Raw genomic sequence first — 24956 nt, forward strand, 5'->3', positions numbered from 1 at the left:
AAACACCAAAAAACCACCGCGGCTTCGAATGAAGCACGGTGGTTTTTTAGTTTATGCCTTAAGCTCCGGGGGAGAACCCGGCGGCATTACAGGCCCTTAGTCTTGTCGTCGTTATATGCGGCAGTAAGCATGGCCGTAAGAAACATCAATATAGTAACCATCATAATCCAAAATGTTGCGGACATTCTTAAAAGCACCTCTTCCTGCAGCTTTAGCGACCTGCGCTTATATGGGTATTATACCCCAAGCATAGTGTAAAAGAAAACGTCTAAAACTGTGAACATTATTTGAAAAACACAAAGTTTGTAGCCAGAGGCCGCAGCTTTCCGTCGGAAGGACGGTTAATCACCTGGCCGTCGTAGATCATGCTGGAAGAGCCGCCGCCGTCCAAATTATAAGCATCGACAACGCCAAGCTGAATCAGCTTGTCCTGCAGCTCGGCTAAAGTGGCCCCGGAATTGCCGCGCTCGTCGTAGCCGTCGGTTACGATAAACAACAGCTGGTCGTTTCGGTAGTTGCCGACAACCGTTCGGGGCGCCCTGGCCGGTGATGTCGCCCAGGGGGACGGGATTGCCGTTCTTTTGCCATTCTGAAGCAGCGTCGGTACAAATGTGGCGCCAAAGTCTGGGCCCAGCTTGTCCAAATCGGCTTGACGCGAAAATTTGCCGCCGATCAGCTTGCGGTCCTTGCTGAGTCCGATAAAGGTCAAGTTATCGAAAGTCGGCTCGAAGCCGTAAACGTATTTGCCGCCAACCATCGTGGTGCTGAGCGGATAACGTTTGCCGGTTTTGTTGTCGTCCGCAAATCCTCCCGCATTGACGCCGGCAACCGCCCCTGTCCGGCGAACCGCCTCCAGCGTAGTTTCGGAGCTGCCCAGCTTGTCCTTGCCGAGCACCATTTTCATCGCTTTATCGCTTTTCATGTCAACTTTAAGGGCATACCCTTTATAGTTTGCTTCATTTAAGTAAAATAATTTCAGGTCGATGTTGCTAGTTGACGTTTGTTTGCTCGGTTTACCAAGCTTGGCGGTTATGCGCGAGTCGTAAATGGCATTTGGCCGGGAAGCCGCTGACGCCGCCGTTTTGGCCATCGCCGCCGTATCGGCCGTACTTTTTTCGTACAGTTGAAAAAACTTTTCGATTGTCGTTTTAATTTGCGTTGCATTGGTATAAGCGGTATCAAGTTTCTTGTTGACGTTCTCCGCGTCGTTCTTTAATGAGAATGCGGGAGCAGGCTGAAGTTTGATAGCGGGCAACTGAACGGACATATGTATGGCCAGCATATAAATTAAAGCCCCTAGAAAAGGAGCGCACGCCATCAAAAACACACGGTTGATTTGTTGTACCGGGTTCATTATTGCAACACATCCAGGCTTTTTTTCAAATCATCCAGCTTTTTTTTCACATCGGCAAGCTGGGTATACAGCTGGTTGCTGTTGTCTGTTTTACTGTTGGCGCTGTCCTTCGTGAAAGCCAAGAGCTCGCTGAGCGAGTCGATTTTCGATTGCATTTTGGCCATATCGGAGGTCATGTTGTCTTTTAATTCCGTTACCTGCTTCTGGTAATCATCCTGAATTGTCTTCAACTGCTGTTCGGTTTGTGCGGCAATGTTCTGTTCGATCTGCTTGGTCATATACTCCGCGTACATCTTAGCGCCATATACTCCGGCCCCGATCAGCAGTATCCACCCTAATAACAAATAAATATAAGTGCTGGTTTTTGCTTTGGCGGATTTGACGCTTCGCGCTGCGGGCTGCTGCCGGACGGTTGACGTCTCAACGGGCGTGCTCATGTTGGTCTCACCTCATCCATTATTATAACATGCGACGCTTCCCGAATAAAAATCGACGGCGAACGTTTTAGGCACAATATCCTGATGATACTGGTTTTGCATACAGTTTGCAATCTCGCAAAACGGAATGTGCAAGATGAAAGAATATGAGAATGCAGCGCAAGGGCAACCTATTTGATATCACACTGACTTTTGTAAACAAAACAAACATTACCGTATAGTATGTTTGACAAAAGGCGGCTTATCCGTTAGCATGAAATTGAGCATCCCGATTAGAAAATGTTGGATTTTTTAATTTTCAAAAATGCAGCGAAGGAGCTGGAATCTATGAGTTACGACGTGATCATTGTTGGAGCAGGCCCGGCAGGGGCAAGTGCGGCATTATTCACCGCCAAAGCAGGCAAAAAAACATTGGTGATTGACAGCGACCAGAGCGTCACCCGAAGAGCATGGATCGAAAATCATTACGGCGTAGCGGAAATTACAGGTCCTGACCTCGTCGATACCGGCAAGAAGCAAGCTGCTAAGTTCGGAGCCGAATTCGTTCAAGGAAAAGCGACGGGTATTGGCAAATCCGATAACGGACTCTCCGTGACAACAGATGAAGCAAGTTATGAAGGCACACACGTCATCGTAGCAACCGGCATGTTTGCCGATTTGGCGGAAGCGGCGGGATTGGCTACAAAACCCGGCACGGAGCCAAGAATCAAAACGATTCTGGATCTTGATGCCGCCGGTCAGGCAAGTATTCCTGGAGTTTGGGGTGCGGGCACCATTGCAGGGGTCAGCATGCACACGATTATTACCGCGGGCGATGGAGCCAGAGTGGCGATCAATGTCATCAGTGAATTAAACGGAGCCCGTTACGTCGATCATGACGTTCTGAAAGCTTAATATAAGATAAGAGATAACATATTAAGACCGGCGCTTCCTATCGGGGAGCTGCCGGTCTTTTTGCGGTAATTGAACGTTGCGGTTTGGGCCGGATTGAGAAGCGCTGTTTGTGGCAAATTAATTGCAAGGGGTGGAATGAAAACGATGTGCTTGGAAGGATGGTGATCCCATATGGCAGCGGTATACGAGACGATTATTATAGGGGGCGGGATTGCGGGGCTGCAGGCTGCGATTCAGCTGGGCCGGATGGGTCACCGCATTCTTGTGGTCGATTCGGAAGCGGGAAGATCTGTTTTATGCAAAAGCTATCATAACGTGATCGGCTGGCCGGACGGCATTTCCGGGCAGGAACTGCGCAGGCTGGGACGGTTACAAGCGGCACGATACGGAGCGGAGCTGCTGAAAGGCGAGGCGCTCAGCGTTAACAAGGAAAAGGAGCTTTTTGCCGTATCGGTAAGAGATGAGGCTGCTGCGAACGAAAAGACCTTATATCGCTCGCATACGCTGCTGATCGCCACCGGGGTGATGGATCGATTCCCGCAGCTGACCGGGCTCGTTGAATGTTTGGGTTTGTCGATCTACGTCTGTCCGGATTGCGACGGATACGAAATTTCCGCCAAACACACGATTGTACTGGGCTCCGGCGATACAGGGGCGCGGATGGCGCTGACATTGTCCTATTTTACGGACAAACTTGTCTATGTCAATCATGAGCAGCATACGGTTGACCCGGATCTGATGCTCCGGCTTGAGGAGAAACGCATCGAATGCATCGGCGAGCCCATCGGGCGAATTTTGACTGCCCCAGGAAAGGAAGGCGTTTTTCAAGGAGTGAAGCTTGCGAGCGGCCGTCTCGTCCCCGGGGAAAAAGCGTTTATTGCCTTTGGCGGCAATGAAGTGCGTTCCTCCATTGTCGCCGGGCTTGGCGTACAGCTGTATGAGAATAAGCACATCGTGACCGATCCGCGCTCCAAAATGACAAACATCCACGGCGTATGGGCGGCGGGAGATATCGGCGTGCATTCCGAGCAGCTTACCATCGCTATGGGAGAAGGATCGCAAGCGGCAATTTGGATTCATAAGGAGCTGCTGCGTATGGCCGCAGGACGGGTTGAAGCGGAACCGGTGAGAAGCTGAGTGGATACGTTTAATAGTTTTTTTCCAAATTTTTGATCAGCGTTTTGGTAGGTTCTTCGCCATTAACGAATATGCGCTTCAGCTTCAGCGGATCTTGGTTGGTCTTGGTTTTCCCTTGTTCAATGGTAAAAGCGAAGCGGAAGCCGTTTTCTTTCAGAATCGCCAATGTTTTGGCGTTGTAGGCGCCGTAAGGGTAACAAAATATATCGGCCGTTGTGCCGAGCTGATCTTCGATTTGTTTTTTGGCCTCCAGGATTTCGTAGGCCTGGTCCGATTTACTGAGCGAGGTCAAGTAAGGATGTGTCATCCCGTGAGGCTGGATATCCCAACCGGCCTCATGCATTTCTTTCACTTGTTCCCAGGATAAAAAATAACCGTCATCCGTCGTGCCGGGCGACATAAACAAGGTGGCGTGAAATCCGAGTTTTTTCAGAAGCGGCATAGCGTACTCGTGATTATCCGCATATCCGTCGTCAAAAGTAAGCAGCACCGGTTTCTTCGGCATCTCCGCTTCCCCCAACCAGATGTCGGAAAAGTGCTTCAACGTCAAGGTGGTATATCCGTTCTCGGCTAAATAGTTCATCTGTTCTGTAAAAAGCTCCGGTGTAATAACGGCTTTGTTACCGGGATCATAGGTGATGCTGTGGTAATTCAGCACGGGGATGGAAACGGCAGCGGCGACTGCGGAGGACGGCTTGACAGACAATGCAATCAGGTTAAGCAACAAACAGCAAATAAGAGAGGTCCGGACTAGAATCAATTTCTTCACCCACCTGCTCAAGTTGGATTTGGAATCTATAATTCTATGTATAAGCCGGACCCTCTTATTTTATAACATCAGAATTTATCATTTTCAGCGGAGCTGAACAATTCTGATGTTTCAAGAAAAATTTCCGCTAGATCGCGGTCGCTCATCCTTGAATGGCTTCGATAGAAGTTTTTGTTATAACATCAGAATTTATCATTTTCAGCGGAGCTGAACAATTCTGATGTTTCAAGAAAAACTTCCGCTAAATCGCGGTCGCTCATCCTTGAATGGCGGAGCTGTCGGCGGGAAGAGGCAGCTCTTTAATTACGTGCGCATATTCTTCTACAGCCGCCTCGCCTGACGGAGACAGGCGATAAATGCCCCTTTCGATGCGCTGGAACCAGCGGTAGTAATTTTTTTGCAGCAATCCGGGCACTTTGGAGCTGCCGGTCAACTCTCTTAACTGCTTTGGGCTCAGCGGTCCGCGCTGCTTCAGCAAACAAGCGATATGCAGCGCTTTCTCGCGGTATGCCGTCACCAGCTTGCGCTGCGTGCTGCCGCCAACATTGTAATCGGCCCGCCGTTCGCGGAATTCTTGAACGACAAGACGTGCCGCTCTTTTGTTATGCCGGGGTGCTGTCGTTCCAGGGTGGCAGACCACTTCAACCTTCGGTTTTCGTGTTTTATAAAATTGCACGGTCAGAACGCCGAGCCCGAGCATTTGGCATAAGCGGCGGATTTCCGGCCAGCTTGCGCCGTGCGGCGCTTTTCCTTTGCTTGGCAGCTCGAAGGCGACATATACTTGCGTGCTCATGGTCAGCCGATCAATGCCTTGGAGCAGGAGCGGGATGTTTAAGCTTTTTTTCAATTCAATAATGACGGGTGGTTCTTCCCCGCGTATTGCGACAACATCGCAATGATTGACCTCGCCGCGAACCTCGAAGCCAAGTTGTTCAAAATACGTTTTTACCGGGGCGTACAGCTCGGTTTCGCTGCGGATAGCGATGGGAAACGACTCCTTCCTTCACATCTTTCGAAGTTCATCTTCATATTAATAGCCGTGAAAAAACCGAACAATTTTTCTAGTGCCATTATAGCATAAGTTTGCTACGATATTGAGAGAGTTGAAAGGAGAGATTCCGATGTCGAGCATTCAGGAATGGCTGAACCGACGATTTGCCTGCGGCTGCGGGCAGACGCATGAGGTAGCGATTCGGCACATTGCTATTCACTCCGGCGCCTTGGATGAGGTACCGGCATATTTAGCGCAAAATAACTATGACCGGGTGCTGCTGGTTGCGGATGAGCAGACGATGAGGGTTGCAGGCAACCGGCTTTTTGCCGGGCTGACCGGAGCCGACGTATGTATTCTGCTGCCGGATGAGAAAGGCGAAATCGCCGCGGATGAGCAAGCGATCGTACAAGTGCTGCTGGCGCTGAAGGAAGGCGTTAAGGCAATTCTTGCCGTAGGTTCGGGCACAATTCATGATATCGTGCGATTTGCATGCAGCAAAACGGGCCATGCCTTCATCTCGGTGCCAACCGCTCCTTCCGTGGACGGTTTTACGTCGGTCGGCGCCCCGCTTATTCTGCGCGGGTTTAAACAAACCGTCCATGCATTGGCTCCGGAAGCGATGTTTGCCGATGTGAAGGTGATGGCCGGAGCGCCGCAAGCGATGATCGCCGCCGGTTTCGGAGATATGCTTGGCAAGTTTACTTCGCTGGCCGATTGGGGGCTGGGCCGAGTGCTTTTTGACGAAGCTTTCTGCGAGACGGCGGAAGAGCTGACGCGGGATGGCCTTCGGCTGTGCCTCGATCACGTCGATGAGATTGCCAAAGGTTCTGAGCTTGGGGTATGCAAGCTGATGGAAGCGTTGACGTTATCGGGGATATCGATGCTGCTTGTCGGCCACTCGCGTCCGGCTTCGGGAGCCGAGCACCATCTGTCGCATTTTTGGGAGATGAATTATTTGCAGGAGCGGCGGCGGGCGCTTCTCCATGGAGCGAAGGTAGGCGCAGCTACCGTGTTGATGGCTCACAAGTATGCTGAATTGGCCGGGATGAACCGGGATGAGGCGATTCGGCGGATTCACGAAAGGCCGCAGCTTAGCAGGGAGCACGACGAACAGATGATTCGCGATGCCTTTGGGGCTATCGCCGAACAGGTGATTGCTGAGAACTTTCCGCCATCTGAACGGCAAGAGGCTGCCGGCGCTTCGTTTCTTGCGCAGCGGCTGAATGATCGATGGGAAGCGGTCGCTGCCATTGCGCGCAGCGTTCCTGCACCGGAGCAGTTGGCTTCTCTGCTTGTTCAGGTAGGGGGAGCGGCATCCCCGGAACAATTGGGCATTTCTCCGGCCTTGCTGGCACGAAGTCTGGATTGCGCATTGTTCGTCCGCAGCCGCTATACTATTCTTCGACTGATGCGTTTTATCGGACCTGAAACCCCGATTTAACGGTCCGGGCTCTATTTCATTGAGGCGTTGTCCTGTTCATGGGGCGGCGTCTTTTTTTCTTTACTTTTTTTCAAAAATTTCGGGCAACATATCCGCTGCAAAAGCATAGGTATTTAATACACTTCTTCTTGTCACACTGATGCTTAAGAAAGAAATGGATAAGTGGAGAAGTTTCTAGGTCAAACTTGATTTGAGCATTGGGTCACTCTTACAAAGCTGGCTTTTTCTTTGGAAAAAGCGCAGTATCCCTTACGAAGTCGGCTTTTTTCTTGAAAAAGCCCAGTGTCCCGTACGAAGCTGGCTTTTTCCTTCGAAAAAGCCCAGTATTCCTTACGAAGCAGGCTTTTCCTTCGAAAAAGCCCTTAGGAGGTCAACAAAATGGACATTTTTAAGAAGATTTCGGAGTACCGTGCGGAAAATGAGAGATTGGCGTGGACCGGCAGCTTCAAGGAATATATTGAAAAAGTCCGCCAAAATCCAAGCCTGTCGATGACGGCGCATTCCCGGGTATACCAAATGATCGCCTCCTCAGGAATCGATGAAGACAACGGAAGGCGAAAGTACAAATTTTTCGAGCAGGAAATTTTTGGTCTGGACCGAAGCGTTGAAAAGCTGGTTGAAGAGTACTTTCACTCAGCGGCTCGAAGACTCGATGTGCGCAAGCGGATCTTGCTGCTGATGGGACCTGTGAGCGGCGGCAAATCCACGATCGTCACGATGCTCAAGCGTGGTTTGGAGCAATTTTCCCGTACGGATGAGGGAGCGATTTATGCAATTAAAGGCTGCCCGATGCATGAAGACCCGCTGCATCTGATACCGCTGGAACTGCGTCCCGATGTGGAAAAAGATCTGAATGTCAAAATCGAAGGCAATTTGTGCCCGTCGTGCCAAATGAGGCTTAAAACGGAGTACGGAGGACGCATAGAGGAAGTGCAGGTTGAACGGGTACTGATCTCCGAGGACAATCGCACCGGGATCGGGACCTTCAGTCCTTCCGATCCGAAGTCGCAGGATATTGCCGATTTGACGGGCAGCATCGATTTTTCGACGATTACAGAATATGGATCGGAATCCGACCCTCGCGCATACCGGTTTGACGGAGAGCTTAATAAAGCGAACCGCGGTCTGATGGAATTTCAGGAAATGCTCAAGTGTGACGAGAAGTTCCTGTGGAATTTGCTTTCGCTTACGCAGGAAGGCAACTTTAAGGCGGGACGGTTTGCTTTGATTAGCGCCGACGAATTGATTATTGCGCATACGAATGAATCGGAGTACAAATCGTTTATCGCCAATAAGAAAAACGAAGCGCTCCAGTCGCGGATGATCGTCATGCCGATTCCTTATAATTTGAAGGTGTCGGAAGAGGAGAAAATTTACGGCAAGCTCATCAAGCAAAGCGATATGTCCCATATACATATAGCTCCGCACAGTCTGCGCGCCGCCGCTATTTTTTCAATCTTGTCACGGCTTAAAGAAACGAAAAAGCAGGGCATGGACCTGGTCAAAAAAATGCGGATGTACGACGGCCAAGAGGTCGAAGGCTACAAGGAAGCCGATCTGAAGGAAATGCAAAACGAATACATCGAAGAAGGCATGACCGGCATCGACCCGCGTTACGTCATCAACCGGATCTCCAGCGCGCTCATCCGGCACGACCTGCAGTGCATCAACGCTCTTGACGTGCTGCGCGCGCTCAAGGATGGTCTCGATCAGCATGCTTCAATCACGAAAGAAGAACGCGAGCGTTATCTGAACTTTATTTCCGTTGCCCGCAAAGAATACGACGAGCTTGCCAAAAAAGAAATTCAAAAAGCATTTGTTTATTCCTTTGAAGAATCCGCCAAAACGCTGTTTGACAATTATCTCGACAACATCGAAGCTTATTGCAATTGGCAGAAAATTCGCGACCCGCTGACGGGGGAAGAGATGGATCCGGATGAACGGCTGATGCGTTCGATTGAAGAGCAGATCGGCATATCGGAAAATGCGAAAAAAGCGTTCCGCGAAGAGATTTTGATCCGGATGTCATCCTACTCGCGCAAAAACCGCAAGTTCGATTATTCGAGCCATGAGCGGCTGCGCGAAGCGATCGAAAAAAAGCTGTTTGCCGATTTGAAGGACATCGTAAAAATAACGACTTCAACGAAAACACCGGACGACAGGCAGTTGAAAAAAATCAACGAGGTGACCGAACGGCTGATCGACGAGCATGGCTACTGTCCGGCTTGCGCAAACGAATTGCTCCGGTATGTGGGCAGCTTGCTGAATCGTTAAATATCATCCGAGCCTGCTCCTTGCGGGCTTTTTATTTTTGGGCGTGCCCAATTTTGAAGTAGGCATTCACCCTGTGGGCGAACGCACATATGTTGAATTGAGAACTATATCCCGTTACTTCTTCGTAACGGAATGACTGAGCCCATTTCAACAGAATGCGAGTGATTCAAATGCCTGTTCATATTCATGTGCCGCATGGCGGCGGAATTAGCGGCATGCATGGTGATCCAGCTCCCGGTGTGCATGGCGGTGCCGGGTTCCATGGCGGTCCTGCCCCGGGTTTTCACGGTCCTAGCCCTGGCGTTCACGGCGGAGTGGGTCCTGGTTTTCACGGTCCCGGTCCCGTACATGTCGGCCCGATCGGCCATAGTCCCGGCTTTCATGGGCCTGTTGACGGAGGATTAGGTGCGTTGCCGCTTATCGCTCCAATCGTTTACAGCACACTTTATCCTTACTCGTATCCCTATCCTTATCCGCCCTATCCGCCATATCCGTACCCATATCCCTATCCGGCGTATTAATGCGAAAAACTTCCTTGGCCTGCAGACGGCTTAGGAAGTTTTTTAGTTATTTATTCATGTTCCCGCGATATAGGAAAAACAATGTTGACGACGGTTCCTTTATTGACTTCACTTTCAATATGCATATGCCCTTGATGATTTTCAATAATCTTGAAGCTGACCATGAGGCCAAGCCCGGTCCCTTTTTCTTTGGTCGTATAAAAAGGTTCCCCAAGCCGAGGAATCCGTTCCTCAGGTATGCCGCATCCTTGGTCGATACATCGAATCACGATGTGGCGCTCATCATAGTTTTTTACCTCCAGGATGATATTCCCGCCTTCCGGCATCGAGTCGATGGAGTTGTTCAAAATATTAATAAATACTTGTTTAATCTGATTTTCATCACAAAGGATCGGAGGGAGCCCCGCGGTAATTTTAGTTGAGATCAGCACATTATTCATAATGGCCTGCGAATTCAGTAAAGCCACTGTATTTTGCAATATCGGCCCGATCGGCTTGGGCTGAAACGACACCGATTGCGGTTTGGCAATAACTAGGAATTCGCTGACAATTAAGTTAATCCGGTCGAGTTCGTCAAGCATGATATCAAAATAAGCTTTATATCCGCTCATTTTGGACTCAAGCAGCTGTACGAAGCCGCGCAGCGAAGTTAAGGGGTTACGTATTTCATGAGCGACCCCGGCTGCCAGTTGTCCGACGATAGACAGCTTCTCCGATTTAATGAGCATCTCTTCCGCTTGCTTGTTATCGGTAATATCTTTTCCGATCATGTAAGCTCCGGCAATTTTACCGTTTACGATAATGGGGACGTTTACGACGCTTAATTCAACGTGGGCTCCGGATTTGCTTAAGAAACAAATTTCATAATATTGCGTATCTCCCGAAATCGTCATTGTAAAATGGTACTGCCAGCGCGACATATGGTCCGGTATGACCAGATGATCGATCGATTTATGCAGCAGTTCTTCGGATGTGTACCCCGACATCCACTCCATCGCCGGATTGAGGCTAAGCAGCCGGCCTTCCAGGTCAAAGGAACAGATTGAATCCGGGTTATTTTCAAAAAGCGATTTGTATCGCTGTTCACTTTCCTCAAGACGTCTTTCCGCTTTTTTCTTTTCATAAATCGCTTGAATCATCGCATAGGAGCGGGCAAACCGGACATCCATAGCTTGGGCAACGATCGATTTGAGCAGTTCGTCGGTTTCTTGGCTCTGCTGTGTGTCCGTAAGCTCCCAATTCATTCTTTTCAGCATTTCCATGGCATTGATAATGTGTTCGCGATGAATGCGCGCTGCGGACGCCGATTTTGTCTCCGGGTTTAAGCTGCTGCCAAAATATACGGTCCCTTTTTTAAGGTCGTATTCTTCCACTTGATTTAAGTTAACAAGGTTCGTTTGGTCGATCAGTCTGAAACCTTCCTCGTACAGCCATTCCTCAAAAGCTTCAAGCGACGCGGCCCAATAGTATTTATTGTCTTTGGTGTGCATTACAAAATGCCTGTCCTTCAGACTTTCAATTTTAACGACTTCATCGGAGTTAATGATAATAATTTCAGAACCTTTTTTTCCATCGAGAGTAACGGGAATTTTTTGCATCCCAGTTATCCACTCCTAGCTATGGTAACTCTATGGTTGCTCAGCGGAGTAAAACCGGACCAACCATGCCAAAATCATCATGATACCCTAATAAATGTAAAAGCATATGACTAATACATTATATAGTTAGCCAACCGCCTAGTAAATGACAAATTTAAAAACTTTCAAAAATAACCGGATGGAGACTCATTTTTCTTTTTCATCCAGGACTTTTGGCCTATATTAAAATGTGGTAAAGTTCACAAAATGGATACAATACATACAAAATACCAAAACATAGAAAAAAAGTAGAGAAAAATTTAGCAAATTCTAGTATTATTAGCAATGTGGGGGGTGGGAGCAAGATTTGGTAGTTTTAACTAATGCGAGGAGGAGAAGTATGAGTTTGCTAGGAGCATCACAAAAAGCAAGGCGTACGCTGGCGGTAGTCATGAGCATTTGTCTCATCTTTTCATCGCTGGGCGTAGCTTTTGCTGCGGAAGAAGTAAAGGATATTAAGGGTCACTGGGCCGAAACGTCGCTGCAAACCGGCATCGCAAAAGGCTATATTCAAGGTTACCCTGACAGCACATTCAAGCCCGACAATGCGATTACCCGGGCCGAATTCGTTACGGTTGTCAACCGGGCATTCGGATTCACGGAAAAGGCGGAGGTACAGGCCAAAGATGTCGACTCGAAAAACTGGGCCTACGACCAGATCGCTATCGCATTAAAGGCTGGCTATATCAGCGGTTATTCTGACGGTACGATCAAGCCCGGAAACGTGGTAAGCCGTCAGGAAGTTGCTGTTATGCTAGCGAAAGTGCTGAAGCTCGACACCGGCAAAGATGCGGACTTGTCCAAATTCAAGGACACGGCCAAACTTCCGGATTGGAGCAAAGCTGCATTTGGCGCCGTGGTGTCGAAAGGTGTATTCAACGGTTATGAGGACGGGACGCTGGGCTTCGAGAAAAGCCTGACCCGCGCTGAGGCTGTTGTGACATTGGAACGCGCTTTGGGCGGCGGCACTGCCGCATTTTACAACCAAGCCGGTACATACGGTCCTGCAACTGGGAACGATAAAATTGAAGGCAACGTGGTCATTGGCGCAGCCGGCGTCACGCTTCGTAATACGACCATTTCCGGCAACCTGACGATTGGTGAAAACGTCGGAGACGGCGATGTCACTCTCGACAACGTTACCGTTAACGGTGACACCGTAGTTAATGGCGGAGGCGCCAGTTCGGTTCATTTTAAAGACAGCATATTGGTAACGATCGTTGTCAACAAAAAAACCGGAGAAGTACGGATCGTTGCCGAAGGCAAGACGACGGTAAAACAAGTCAACGTGCAATCGAGTTCTAAAATTGACAACAGCAATGCTACAAACGGCGGGTTCTCCAACGTGAGCTTGCAGGACAAGCTTCCGGCCGGTTCCAAGGTTTCGCTGCTTGGCAGCTTTGAAAATGTCGATATTTCAGCAAAATCCATTGCCGTCGATGTGCCGAACGGCACGATTAAAAACCTGAATGTAGGCGGTCAAGGCGGCGACACATCGCTTAATTTAGGCAAAGATGCCAAAGTGCTGCAACTGGTACTGAATGCTATACTCAAGGTGCTCGGCGACGGTAAGATTGACAAAGCTACCATTAACAAGGGAGCAGAAGGCACAACCTTCCAAACGCAGCCGAACTCGGTGCAAAATAACAGCGGCGCTACGTTTGGACCGGGAAGCGGCAGTAATTATGTAAGTAGCTCAAGTGATGTTATCTATGCTACTTTGGACTCCGTATCTGTACCGGAAAATGGCAAGATCGTACTGAATATGACTTACGGTCTGATCAGTTTTACGCCTACCGTCAAGGTTTCTAATAATGGAGGAACGGCAACCGATGTTGCTATTAGCAGCTCCGCAATCGACGTGAGTGCAAGAACGCTTACTTTGACCGTACCAACCATTCTTTTGACGGCTTCATCGCAAAATGTAACTTACACGGTCACTTATTCGGGAGTGTCTAAAACGGGCAGCATTACATTAAATGCACTTTCCCAAGTGGCGGCGCCAACGGCTAATCCAGCTCCAGGCCCGGTACCTGCTGGAACAACGGTTGCATTGTCTTCGACAACAGTGGGTGCGGCTGTGTATTACACAGTGGATGGTACAACGCCAACCGCATCCAGTATGTTATACAGCAGTGCGATCGCCATTCAAGGTACGGGATCGTTTACGATTAAAGCGTTTGCGGCTTATCAGGGACTGACTGATAGTGAAGTGGCGACATTTACCTATCCAATTATCCCGGCTCCCGGCTTCGCAGCAGCGCCAACGGCAAGTCCGGCAGCAGGCGCAGTTGCTTCTGGAACCCAAGTTACGCTAAGTTCCGTTAATGCGGCTGTGTATTACACGACGGATAACAGCGACCCGACCACTTCCAGCACATTGTTTACCACTCCAATCACAATTACAGGTCCGGTGACGATCAAAGCCATTGCTGCGCAAGAGGGATTGATTAGCAGTCAGGTAGTAAGCTTCCCGTATACGATAACCAGTTTGCCTACAGTCACAGCCGGTGTATATAGTGTGTTTACCTCATTTGATGCAGCTGTCACTTCCAATGTTTACGCATTAAGTGTGAGTTCGTCGGTTTATCAAATCGGAGCTAATGATACTAATCCTTATTTAGTAATCAAGTTTGATGACAACCTTGACAGTGATTACTCAGGAGTAGCTCTTAATACTGACTTACCAGGAGCTCAAGCCAATGCTGTAACTACATCTGTATATCAAGGTGTTTATGTCGCAGTCATTCCTCATAGCACATTGGCTGTTGGTGAAACCTACAATATCACGTTAGGCGGTCTCAAAAGAACAGTTTCTAGTGTGACCTATCAAGTGGATACTATAAGTTTCAGCGTTTATAGGCAATGATGCACTTATTTTGTCGGGGTCAAACCTTGAAAAAGGTTTGACTCTTTTTTCATTATCCCGGAGAATGGGAGTAGCATATTGTGGAGGTATTTTTCGCGTGAAAGAAAATAAAGTTGCATTCATATTGATACCTATTCTGCTCATTGCAGCAATTGCGGTTTACTTCACTATGAAAGTTCCAGACGAGGTGGAGACCGCATCCTCTTGTTATTCGCAAGCGACGGCTGCTGTTCAGAGCCAAAAGTGGGAAGACGCGAAGAAGCAATTAAATCAATGCAAGCTAAAGTATCAGGGGGACGGAAAATTTGATTTTCAACTAGGGAATGTCGCACGTATGCAAAATCAAATGGATCAAGCTTTAACCTACTATCTATCTGCGTTGGGCACTTCACCGCAGTTAATTGAAGCCTATAATAATGCGGCGGCAATTAAAATGCTGCAAAACAAATTGGATGACGCCATGAGCATCATAGAGGATGGGCTGAAACAGAAACCCGACTATAAGGACTTGAATTTTAAAAAAGGGCAACTTCTGTATTTAAAGCAGCAATACACACAAGTTGTTCCACTGCTGGAGCCGCTTGTGGGTGACCCGGAGTATTTTGAAGCTTACCGGTTTTTGGGGTTGTCGCAGTACAAGCTTGGTCAAAAGCCGCAGGCTTTAAATTCTCTTGCGGAATATTTGCAGAAGGCTTCGCCAACCACCCAAGGTTTACAGGAGATTGAGCGAATTGTCGCAGAGTTAAAGTCACCTTAACTTAAGATTAGACAAACACATTTTAAACGGAACTTGAAATATTAATATCCATTAACAGGAACATATATTCCTATTTTGTATTTCTTGTGTTAAAATGATATGTATTAATATACTATTAAGAGCAGGAGAGTGATTCGAATGAGCGAGCAAATGCTGCAGCATATTATCGACCAATTGAGCCAAATTAATGATAGATTGACCCATGTGGAAACCAACATGGCGACCAAAGACGACATCTCGAACATGGCAACCAAAGATGACATCTCGAACATGGCGACCAAAGACGACATCGCAAAATTGGCGACCAAAGAGGATATTGCCATTCTGCCGTTTATTCAACAAGCCGTTCTCGAGACAAACGAAACGGTCAAAAGAATCGAACTGACCCAAGAACGCCACAGCAAAATTATCGATCTGCTATCAGCCCGTTCTATTGAGCATGAGTCTATTTTAAAACAGCTCAGATAACCTCGCTTACGACCATTTTTTTCCTAACCAACGAAGAACCCGCCACCAAAACATCCTCATTGCAACGATGCGCTTTAATGATTAAGGCTGCTCGCCGTTCACTAAAGATATCTTTTTCCTATTCAGGTAAAAATATGATTTGTTGTAAAGGTTGATTTTTTCTTTTGCCCGACGTTGGTGTTTTTTGCCTATACTTTTTAGGGAAATCTCCATATTCGGCGGTTCAAAAACATGTTACAATCTTCGTAGCAGCAAGGATTGTAAGCGTTTTACCGCGCAGCAAGAGGGGAGTCCGCCATGTTCAAAATCGGCATATCCAGGATCCGTTGGATCCGCTATTTGTTATCCGGATGTATTATCGTTTTATTATTTACGGCTTATCGCATTATTACCGTTGAAGGTGAGCCGATTATGCCGAAGTTTGTTCTGATGCGGCTTGAAGATATCGGTCCCGGTGGCCAATATGCCACAATGGACGATCTGGGCAAATTGCGTGCCGTTTTGGAATTTTTGCAAAATAATCATGCCGCATTTCATCTGGCTGTTATTCCGAGGTGGATCGATTATCCCGCAGAAGGCGGAAAATATGATGTTTCGTTAGATCAGAAGGACAACGCATATGTTCGGGCTTTTAACCGTCTGCTGCATCAGGCGCAGCAGAACGGGGCGGTGGTCGGCATGCACGGTTACACGCACCAGGTCGGCAATGCACGTCGCGCGGACGGCCATCAGGAGAGCGGGATCGGCAATGAGTTTAACTCGCCGGGGGATAACGAAACGATGTCTGCGGCTTTCGCGAAGCCGCGAATGCTGGAAGGCCTCCGTATCATGGAGAGCGCAGGGTTTCATCCAACCTTCTGGGAAGCGCCGCATTACCGCTCAACTTCGGAACAAGATGCGATGTTTCGCAATTACTTCGGTTTGAATTATCAGGCGGAGGTGCAAAATCACCGCAGCGCGCCGGCTGTATTTTACATGAACCAGCGCAATACGGGGTATGGGGTTCCTACATTGGGATCGGTTTATGTGCCGACGCCTTTTGATTATATCGCTTATAACAAAGACGAACGGGTCATTTTGGACCGGTTGGGCAAAACCAATAACATCAACTCGTTTTTTTACCATCCGTTTCTGGAGTTCAAGCAGTTGATCCCGGTGACGGACGATGAGGGGCGGCCGGTCATTCGCGACGGTTTGCCGGAATATGCCTATCCGGTTCAAGAGAAGACGAATTTGCAGAAACTGCTGGCCGGACTTAAAGCCAAAGATTACCGTATGTACACGATTCACGATTATGTGCCGTTCACCCCGGCTCAAAGCGTCGTTGTTGGTTCCTCCAAAGAAGCAAAGCTTGCGGTCGGCGATGTAACCGGAGACAAACAAGCTGATCTTGTACGTTGGGATACGGCATCCGGAGATATCACGGTTGTGCCTTGTGATTACAAGCGAGCTCGAAACGAGCAGCAGCCTCAGCCGCAAAAATGGGCACGTATCCCATATGCCAATGGCGCGGCGATGACTTTATACGATACCAACGGAAGCGGAATCAGCGATTTGTATGTGTTCCAGCCAAGCGGCAAGCTGGAGGTATACACAGCAAACGGGGCAAAATTTGTTTCAGGACGAAGCTGGGCGGTTCCGCCCGGTGAATGGAATCAGATTTCCGTACAAAAACAACCTAACGGCGATGTGCTTGTGGCCGCGTTATCTCAAGACAGAACGCAGCTTGGTGGCGTCTGGCTGAGCAAAGGCGCAGCACAGCCGCTAAAGCCATACCTGTTCAGAACGGCGATAAAAACACTGCCGGTCGTTCATCCGTTGGCCGATGGCGCAGCCGGTGTATTTATTTCAAAAAAAGACACCGTTGGCGGTTTGCAGCTTACAGTGGATACGGCGGCATTGGCGTGGAAGATGCAAAAGCTGGAGTTTAACGTGCCTGAGGAGAACGGAGAGATCCGCTTCGGTGATTTTAACGGCGACGGGTTGGAAGATATTTTGCGTTGGGATGCTGCAAACATGCGGTATACTGTGTATTTGCGGAATGAGAACGGAGAATATCGGCTGCTTTCGACATTTGGCCCATGGGGAAAATCCGGGCAAAGATTGCTTATCGCCGATTTTGACGGCAATGGGAAGATGGACATTGGTATTTTCGGCAGCCAAGATCCGTATCTGGACATTGCGCTTTCATTTGAGTCGATATAAACCGCTATTATTCATTCATTATGCGTTAGAAAAAGCAATTCCTTGGAGCCGCTGCCCGCGGCAAGAGGGATTGCTTTTATTTAGTTATGTGTTCTCTTGCGGACCGGCGAAGAATACGTCAGAATAAAAAGGCTGCACTTTCAAGACGATTATTAAAGTGGCTGAAAACAGGCCTAAAAGGATCGAAAGGAGACGGTATGTTTACAAACTGGAAGCTGATCCTGAGTCTAGCCATCCCTTCGGTAGTTTCATTTGCGTCGGCTACGGTGACGGGGACAATTAATCTCATCATGGTTGGACAGATGGGAGCGCTGGTGATCGCGATTGTCGGTGTATCCAACATTATTTGCTACAACGGGTGGGCGCTTTGCTCCGGCGTAGGGAATTCGATCAATTATTTGGTAGCGCAAAATTACGGGGCCGGCGATATGAAAAAAGGAATCGAACGCACATATGCCGCGCTTTGCTTATGCCTCGCGGTTGTTCTGCTGATTGTGCTGGCCGGTCTATTGGCGCCGGGGCTTATTTTACGGCTGATGGGCGGATCGGAGGAATTCGTGGCGGCGGGAACCGAATATTTGCGGTACCGGTTGTTTGCGATCGCGGCGACAACAGTAGGGTTCGTGTTCCACGGATTTTTCCGCGGTATCGGCGATACGCGGACGCCGATGGTGCTGTCGCTTGCGGCTAACGGAGTGATGATCTTTTTTACATATGTATTGACTTACGGAAAACTCGGTTTTCCGGAATGGGGGCTTGTCGGAGCGGGGATCGCCGTACTCATCGGGGAACTGGTTAATGTGGCGGGTTGTGTATATGTGTATTTTTTTAAGCTGCACGACCGTTATCAGACCCGGACCCGCATGGCTATCGACAGGGCGGAAGCGAAGCTGATTGCCTCGGAGAGCGGCAAGCTGGGCATGCAGGAAGTGGCGATGAGCCTGTCGATGTTTGTATTTACGATGTTTGTGACCCGGCTTGGCACCGAAGCGTTGGCCGCCAACGAGGTGGCGCTGAATGTGATGAGCCTTGGTTTTATGCCGGCGTTTGCATTTGGCGCGACGGCGACGATTCTGGTGGGGCAGGAAATAGGCAAAGGCAATCCGCGGGAAGCGCGGCGTGTAGGCACCGATGTCGCAGTGCTTGGCAGTTTGTTCCTGCTTGTGCTGGGGCTTGGCGAATTCGTGTTTGCCGAGCAGGTAGCTCGCATCTATACGCACGATCCTGCGGTATATGAACTGACGGCGCAGTTGATACGCATTTCCGCATTTATGCAGCTGTTCGACGGCCTGCTGAACTTTTACGCCGGAGGCTTAAGAGGGATCGGCGACACGACGTTTTTGCTGCGTTCCTCGTTTTTGCTGAGCTGGCTGGTGTTCATTCCGCTGACCTACGTACTGACGTTTCTGCTCGAGCTTCACAGCATCGGGTCATGGATTTCGCTGTATACCTTCCTAGCTTTGTTTGCTGTCACAATCATGATCCGCTTCTATCGCACCGATTGGTCGCAAGTTGTCATGAAGCAGGCGGAACCAGGACATAGCCACAGTTAACCCAAAGCATAGTGCCGGTCAAGGATGATTTTTTGACCGGTTCCATGCTTTTTTTAGTTTACAAAATGCTTGGCCCGTTCCATCCCCTTCCTCCATTTCACTCCGCTTTTCCCGGAGAGTCTTTCATTCCATTTATACCGCCCGCATGTTAAGAGGATTTTAAAAGAAATCGGTTTTTACTATTATGGCGGTTGTCCCGGTTTGTTCCTATAATTAAAAAAAACAACTAACCGAGGTGACAACGATTGGACGCAGCTACATCCCCGCTAGCCAAAACTCGCGAAAAATCCAGACAAAAACGCTGGGAATCGCCGATTGCCGGATATTTATTCATATCGCCTTGGCTGATCGGATTTTTCACACTGACGATTTATCCCATGATTCAATCTTTATATTATTCGTTCACTGATTTCTCCTTGCTAGAAGAGCCGAATTGGGTTGGCATCCGAAATTACCAGAGGATATTGACGACAGACGATAAATTCGTTCAATCCGTCAAAGTGACCTTCACTTATGTGTTGACCTCGGTACCTCTGCGGTTGGTTGCGGCTTTGCTGATTGCCATGCTGCTGGTCAAAAGCGTAAGAGGCATGTCCGTCTACCGCACCGCCATCTATTTTCCTTCGCTGATCGGCAGCAGCATCGCCGTATCGATATTATGGCGAAATATTTTCGGCAAAGACGGGTACATCAACCACCTGTTAAGTTATGTCGGCATTGACGGCCCCGGCTGGGTAACCGACCCGGATACGGCGCTGGGGACCTTGGTCCTGCTCGTTGTCTGGCAGTTCGGTTCGGCCATGGTCATCTTTCTGGCGGGGCTCAAGCAAATTCCGCACGATTTGTACGAAGCTTCCTCCGTGGACGGAGCAGGCAAGCTAAGGCAGTTTTTTAACATCACACTCCCGATGCTGACGCCGACCATCTATTTTAATCTGATCATGGGCATCATTTCTTCCTTTCAAATGTTTACTCCGGCGATGATCATCACTCACGGGGGGCCGGTCAATTCGACGTATGCATATGCCTTGTATTTATACGAGAGAGGTTTTGGACAACTGCAGATGGGTTACGCCTCGGGCCTGGCCTGGATCATGCTGCTGCTGATCGCCGCTTCGACTTCGATTATTTTCTTCACCTCTAAATACTGGGTATTCTACGAAACGGAAGGAGGGAAAAAGCGATGAAGTCAAGCGGAGCCGCCAAACTTTTGTACCGCCACCTATTCCTGACGATAACAAGTATTCTTATGATTTACCCCGTGATTTGGTGGGTAGGCGCCTCGCTGAAGTCCAATGAGGAGCTGAGCATGCCCGGCTTGTTCCCAAGCAAGCTGATGTGGAACAATTTTACGGATGGCTGGAAAGCCGTTCCGGGGCACACATTTACCGATTTCTACATCAACAATTTTCAGCTGGAAGCGGGCATATTGGTGACCACGGTATTTTCCTGCAGCTTGGTTGCATTTGGGTTTGCCCGGCTCGATTTTCCGCTGAGAAACTTTTGGTTCTCGATTCTGATGCTCACGCTGATGCTGCCGGGCCAAGTGACGATTATTCCGCAGTATGCGCTGTTTCATCATTTCGGCTGGGTAAATACATATTTGCCTTTTATCGTACCTCACTCTTTGGCCGGAGGCGCCGGGGGCACCTTCTTTGTCTTCCTGCTCATTCAATTTATCCGGGGCATTCCCAGGGAATTGGATGAATCGGCCAAAATGGACGGCTGCAGCTGGTTCGGCATTTACTGGAGAATTGTGCTTCCGCTAACCAAGCCGGCGCTGGTCACCGTATTGATTTATTGCTTCCTATGGAATTGGGACGATTTCTTCGGCCATCTGCTTTATCTCAATTCTGTTGATAAATACACGGTGGGGCTTGCATTAAGAATGGTCAACGACTCGCAATCCGCCCAAGCGTGGGGCCAACTGCTGGCCATGGGACTTGTTTCGATCATCCCTTGCGCAATCATCTTTTTTATGGCCCAGAAGCATTTTGTCGAGGGGATCGCGACAACGGGGATTAAGGGCTGATGCATGTGCTTTATTATGACTCTAAGATTTAAGGTAACAAGGTGACGATTATTCTTAACTTTAAGAATATATTAAAACAATAATGGAGGAACTTAACATGCATGGAGCGAGCAAAAAAGTAACTTTGACGGTATTATCGGCAATGATTGGTTTGTCACTCGCGGGATGCAGCGGAGGGGCTGCCGGAACTGCCGGGTCGGGAGCAAAGCCTGCGGACAATAAAAGCGCGGCTCCGGGGGCGGACAATGCGGCGAAACCGGTCAAGCTGCGGATTAATTGGTGGGGTTCCCAACCCCGGCATGATGCGACGCTGAAAATTTTGGAGCTTTACACGAAAAAACATCCGAATGTCACCTTTGAGCCGGAATATTCGGGTTTTGACGGCTACATCGACAAGCTGAACACACAAGCCGCCGCCAAAAGCGCTCCGGATATTATGCAGATGGACTCCGCGTGGCTGGCCGACTGGAATGGCAGAGGGCTCTTCGCCGATTTGGCAAGCCTCAATCTGAAGGATATTGATGAGGCTCTGGTAAGTACAGGGAAATACAAAGATAAGCAAACCGCTGTCCCGATCGGTAAAAACGCCTGGGGTATGGTGTACGACAAAGGTTCGCTGGATAAGCTCGGCTTCCAAATTCCAAAGGACGGCATCACATGGGACGACTTTTTCAAAATGGCCAAAGAAATCAAGCAAAAGCTGGGCAAAGACCAATATGTAATTCAAGATTTGTCCAGCAACTGGGAGGCGTATTGGTCTTATCAGCTCAGTAAAGGCAAAGGTTATGCCATCACACCCGAAGGCAAGTTCAATTACGATAAAGACACGTTTATCGAATGGCAGACGATCTTAAGCAATTTGCGGAAAGACGGAGTTATTCCGCCTGCGGATATCGCTACCGGCGATAAAGAGCTGGATCCGAAGCTTGATCTGATGTTGGCCGGCAAGCTGATCTTTAGAGCGGCGCATGCGGCGCAAGCGTCGTCGTGGGACAGCATGAAGCCGGGAAGCATTGGCGTTATGGCGATGCCGAAAGGGACTCAAGCCGGGGGCTGGCTGAAAGCTACGTTTTATTTTGCCGTGAGCCAGGATTCCAAAAATAAAGAAGAAGCTTTGAAGTTTGTCGATTGGTTTATTAACGATCCGGAAGCGGGAGAAATTTCCGGGACGACACGTGGCGTGCCGGTGTCCAGCAAAATTTTGGCGCAGCTGCAGCCGAAGTTTACCGTGGCCGACAAGCTGACCGCTGAAATGATTGATAAGACGGCTGCGAACACACAAAAGCACCTGCCAACACCTAAGGGTTGGGATATATTTACGACCAAGGATTACAAGGCGATTGCTGAAGCCGTCATGTTCGGCAAAACGACGCCGGAGCAAGCTTACAACGATTTGAAGAAAAAGTCGGCGGATTATGAAAAATAATTCCGTATCCTACGGTGGAAAGGGGTATTTGTCAAAATGGTAACAATCACCGGTTTTGCCGATGAAATATCGGCCGATTTGGAAGAACAGATGGATGTGCTCGAATCCGAGGGCATCCGTCATATCGAATTTCGCGGTGTATACGGGAAAAATGTGCTGAAATTGACGGACGACGAACTGCAAAAGGTAAAGGGGCTGTTGGACGCCCGCGGCTTCCACATATCGTCCATCGGTTCCCCGCTGGGAAAATTCGAGATCGGCGACGATTTCAGCATAGAGCTGGGCAACGCCAAGCGGGCTTGCGAGATTGCGAATTTCTTTAAAGCTCCGTACATTCGGGTGTTCTCTTACTTCGTTCCTGAAGGGGAAGATGCAGCTTTGTACCGGGATGAAGTCGTTTCGCGGATGAAGCAGTTAATCGGGCTTGCGGAGCACTACCAAGTCACGCTGCTGCTTGAGAACGAAAGCCGGGTATACGGCGATACCGACGACCGGTGCCTGGACCTGCTTTCCGCTTGTGACAGCCCACGATTGCGTTTGGCGTTTGACCCGGGCAATTTTGTGATGAACGGCGTAAAGCCGGTTTCGGAGGCGCTGCCTAAGCTGCAGTCGTTTCTGGAATACGTACACGTGAAAGACGCCTCGCTGGAGCGGCATATCTTCGTGCCTGCGGGCGAAGGCGACGGGGAATTTGAACCGTTTATCGCCGCCTTGAAAGAACGGCAATTTGCCGGTTTTATGTCGATCGAGCCGCACCTGCAGAAGTATTTGCCGGAAGCGGGCGGTCCCGGTCAATTCGTTCATGCCGTCAAGGCATTAAAGAAGCTGCTTGATGCTTATGAAATAGCTTGGAATTAACGCGAATTCCCGGAATGGAGTGAAAGCTTGTGAATAAAGTGAAAATCGGGTTGATCGGATTAGGCAACATCGGTGCGAACCGCCACGTCAAATATTTGCAAACGATGAGCAACGTGGAGCTTGTTGGTGTATGCGACGTTATCAAGGAGAAGGCGGATGCATTTGCGGCCGCATACAATACCACCGCTTATTACAACTATCTGGATTTGTTCGAACAATCGGGGCTGGACGCCGTCATTATCGCGGTACCGCATTACGATCATACACCGATTTCGGTGGAGGCTTTTGCCCGCGGGCTGCACGTGTTGTGCGAAAAACCGCTTGCCGTTCATGTGAACGATGCGCAGAAATCGATCGACGCGTACGAGAAAGCGAAAGCGAAGCACCCGAATCTTATTTTTGGCATGATGTTTCAGGAGCGTACGCTGCCGTTTTATAAAAAGCTAAAAGAGATTGTCTCCAGCGGCGAGTTGGGAAGGCTGACCCGCGCAACCTGGATCAATACGGCTTGGTTCCGGTCTCAGGCTTATTATGACAGCGGGGACTGGCGTGCGACCTGGGCGGGCGAAGGCGGAGGTATTCTGACCAACCAATGTCCGCACAATCTTGATTTGTACCAATGGCTGTTTGGCGTGCCGGTCCGGATCAGCGGACATGCGCATATCGGCAAATACCACAACATCGAGGTGGAGGACGAGGTCACCGCATATTTCGAGCACGAAAACGGCATGATCGGTCATTTTATCGTGACTACAGCCGAATCGCCGGGAACAAACCGCTTTGAAATCGTCGGTGAAAACGGCAATCTTGTTTATGAAAATGAGAAGCTGGTGTTGTATAAAAACCGGGTCTCTACTCTGAAGCATCTTCAGGAAACAAAAGAAGGGTTTGGCAACGTTGAAAGCTGGTATACGGAAATTCCGGTCAAAACGGATGTGCCAAACGGACATCATGTCGTTGCGGAAAAGTTCATTCAAGCCGTATTGCACAGTGAAAAAGAAAACGAGCTGATCGCTCACGGCACCGAAGGGATTAAAGGTCTGACGATCGGCAACGGGATCATGCTTTCTTCCTTTACGAAAAGGATGGTTGACGTGCCGATTGACGGGGACGAATATGAGCTGATTTTGAACGAAAAAATCAAATCTTCGAAATTTGTCAAAACAAGCCGTGCCGACGTCGAAGCCGACATGTCCAAATCATTTACGTAAATTTTCGGCATCGCCGTCATATCGCTCATTACAGAACGGGAAACCGCGCTCTGTAACGGGCGATTTTGTTTTAGCTCCGCTTGTCTTTTTCCTATATAATTAACGACACGGACTTGTTT

At 49.1% G+C, this 24956-nt stretch carries 20 protein-coding genes; 15 read left to right on the plus strand and 5 right to left on the minus strand.

The window, feature by feature from the left end:
• Positions 1-283 precede the first annotated feature (283 nt).
• Both EYB31_RS34290 and EYB31_RS34295 read right to left on the minus strand, forming a co-directional pair.
• On the minus strand, positions 284-1354 hold the full coding sequence (locus EYB31_RS34290; RefSeq protein WP_131018093.1) for a phosphodiester glycosidase family protein: 1071 nt from the start codon (positions 1352-1354) through the stop codon (positions 284-286).
• The gene (locus EYB31_RS34295; protein WP_131018094.1) at positions 1354-1791 is read right to left on the minus strand and encodes a hypothetical protein; all 438 of its coding nucleotides are present in this window, start codon (positions 1789-1791) and stop codon (positions 1354-1356) included. Before EYB31_RS34295 ends, EYB31_RS34290 begins: the two co-directional genes overlap by 1 nt.
• 327 nt (positions 1792-2118) lie before the next feature.
• Here EYB31_RS34295 and EYB31_RS34300 point away from each other — a divergent pair, with 327 nt between their 5' ends.
• Entirely contained in the window at positions 2119-2685 is a 567-nt protein-coding gene (locus EYB31_RS34300) for an FAD-dependent oxidoreductase (protein WP_131018095.1), read from the plus strand.
• A 171-nt stretch (positions 2686-2856) separates the two neighbouring features.
• Positions 2857-3822 carry an NAD(P)/FAD-dependent oxidoreductase gene (locus EYB31_RS34305; protein WP_131018096.1) on the plus strand — a complete coding sequence of 322 codons (966 nt, stop codon included), beginning with the start codon at positions 2857-2859 and terminating at the stop codon, positions 3820-3822.
• A gap of 10 nt (positions 3823-3832) precedes the next feature.
• On the opposite strand, the gene EYB31_RS34310 is transcribed toward EYB31_RS34305, so the two are convergent.
• On the minus strand, positions 3833-4546 hold the full coding sequence (locus tag EYB31_RS34310; protein WP_240763157.1) for a polysaccharide deacetylase family protein: 714 nt from the start codon (positions 4544-4546) through the stop codon (positions 3833-3835).
• Between the two features lie 301 nt (positions 4547-4847).
• Positions 4848-5576 carry a DUF2161 domain-containing phosphodiesterase gene (locus EYB31_RS34315; protein ID WP_131018097.1) on the minus strand — a complete coding sequence of 243 codons (729 nt, stop codon included), beginning with the start codon at positions 5574-5576 and terminating at the stop codon, positions 4848-4850.
• A gap of 136 nt (positions 5577-5712) precedes the next feature.
• Here EYB31_RS34315 and EYB31_RS34320 point away from each other — a divergent pair, with 136 nt between their 5' ends.
• The 3 genes from EYB31_RS34320 (at position 5713) to EYB31_RS34330 (ending at position 9821) form a co-directional block, all read left to right on the plus strand.
• Complete coding sequence (locus tag EYB31_RS34320; RefSeq protein WP_131018098.1) at positions 5713-7026, plus strand: sn-glycerol-1-phosphate dehydrogenase; 1314 nt, start codon at positions 5713-5715, stop codon at positions 7024-7026.
• A 378-nt stretch (positions 7027-7404) separates the two neighbouring features.
• Positions 7405-9300, plus strand: a complete 1896-nt coding sequence (locus tag EYB31_RS34325) for a PrkA family serine protein kinase (protein WP_131018099.1) — start codon at positions 7405-7407, stop codon at positions 9298-9300.
• Positions 9301-9455: 155 nt separating this feature from the next.
• Positions 9456-9821 (plus strand): hypothetical protein, encoded by a 366-nt coding sequence (locus tag EYB31_RS34330; RefSeq protein ID WP_131018100.1) that lies wholly within the window; start codon positions 9456-9458, stop codon positions 9819-9821.
• Positions 9822-9871: 50 nt separating this feature from the next.
• On the opposite strand, the gene EYB31_RS34335 is transcribed toward EYB31_RS34330, so the two are convergent.
• Positions 9872-11419: an ATP-binding protein gene (locus EYB31_RS34335; RefSeq protein WP_131018101.1), complete on the minus strand. Its 1548-nt coding sequence runs from the start codon at positions 11417-11419 to the stop codon at positions 9872-9874.
• A gap of 379 nt (positions 11420-11798) precedes the next feature.
• Between EYB31_RS34335 and EYB31_RS34340 the strand changes: the two genes are divergently transcribed.
• From EYB31_RS34340 to EYB31_RS34385, 10 genes are all read left to right on the plus strand, one after another.
• Complete coding sequence (locus EYB31_RS34340) at positions 11799-14327, plus strand: chitobiase/beta-hexosaminidase C-terminal domain-containing protein (RefSeq protein WP_131018102.1); 2529 nt, start codon at positions 11799-11801, stop codon at positions 14325-14327.
• A gap of 97 nt (positions 14328-14424) precedes the next feature.
• Entirely contained in the window at positions 14425-15084 is a 660-nt protein-coding gene (locus tag EYB31_RS34345; RefSeq protein WP_165452766.1) for a tetratricopeptide repeat protein, read from the plus strand.
• 138 nt (positions 15085-15222) lie between these two features.
• Positions 15223-15552: a hypothetical protein gene (locus tag EYB31_RS34350; RefSeq protein ID WP_131018104.1), complete on the plus strand. Its 330-nt coding sequence runs from the start codon at positions 15223-15225 to the stop codon at positions 15550-15552.
• A 297-nt stretch (positions 15553-15849) separates the two neighbouring features.
• Positions 15850-17757 (plus strand): DUF2334 domain-containing protein, encoded by a 1908-nt coding sequence (locus tag EYB31_RS34355; protein WP_131018105.1) that lies wholly within the window; start codon positions 15850-15852, stop codon positions 17755-17757.
• Positions 17758-17954: 197 nt separating this feature from the next.
• Positions 17955-19310, plus strand: coding sequence for an MATE family efflux transporter (locus EYB31_RS34360; RefSeq protein ID WP_131018106.1), 1356 nt, complete (start codon positions 17955-17957; stop codon positions 19308-19310).
• A gap of 245 nt (positions 19311-19555) precedes the next feature.
• A complete protein-coding gene (locus tag EYB31_RS34365) occupies positions 19556-20497 on the plus strand; it encodes a carbohydrate ABC transporter permease (protein WP_131018107.1) in 942 nt (313 codons plus the stop codon).
• Entirely contained in the window at positions 20494-21342 is an 849-nt protein-coding gene (locus tag EYB31_RS34370) for a carbohydrate ABC transporter permease (protein ID WP_131018108.1), read from the plus strand. Before EYB31_RS34365 ends, EYB31_RS34370 begins: the two co-directional genes overlap by 4 nt.
• A 97-nt stretch (positions 21343-21439) precedes the next feature.
• Positions 21440-22768 carry an ABC transporter substrate-binding protein gene (locus EYB31_RS34375; protein WP_165452767.1) on the plus strand — a complete coding sequence of 443 codons (1329 nt, stop codon included), beginning with the start codon at positions 21440-21442 and terminating at the stop codon, positions 22766-22768.
• A 36-nt stretch (positions 22769-22804) separates the two neighbouring features.
• Entirely contained in the window at positions 22805-23626 is an 822-nt protein-coding gene (locus EYB31_RS34380; protein ID WP_131018110.1) for a sugar phosphate isomerase/epimerase family protein, read from the plus strand.
• A 29-nt stretch (positions 23627-23655) separates the two neighbouring features.
• Positions 23656-24837 (plus strand): Gfo/Idh/MocA family protein, encoded by a 1182-nt coding sequence (locus EYB31_RS34385; RefSeq protein WP_131018111.1) that lies wholly within the window; start codon positions 23656-23658, stop codon positions 24835-24837.
• The last annotated feature ends 119 nt before the right edge of the window (positions 24838-24956 follow it).

The sequence above is a fragment of the Paenibacillus thalictri genome (genome assembly GCF_004307995.1).
GTDB classification, from domain to species: Bacteria; Bacillota; Bacilli; order Paenibacillales; family NBRC-103111; genus Paenibacillus_AF; species Paenibacillus_AF thalictri.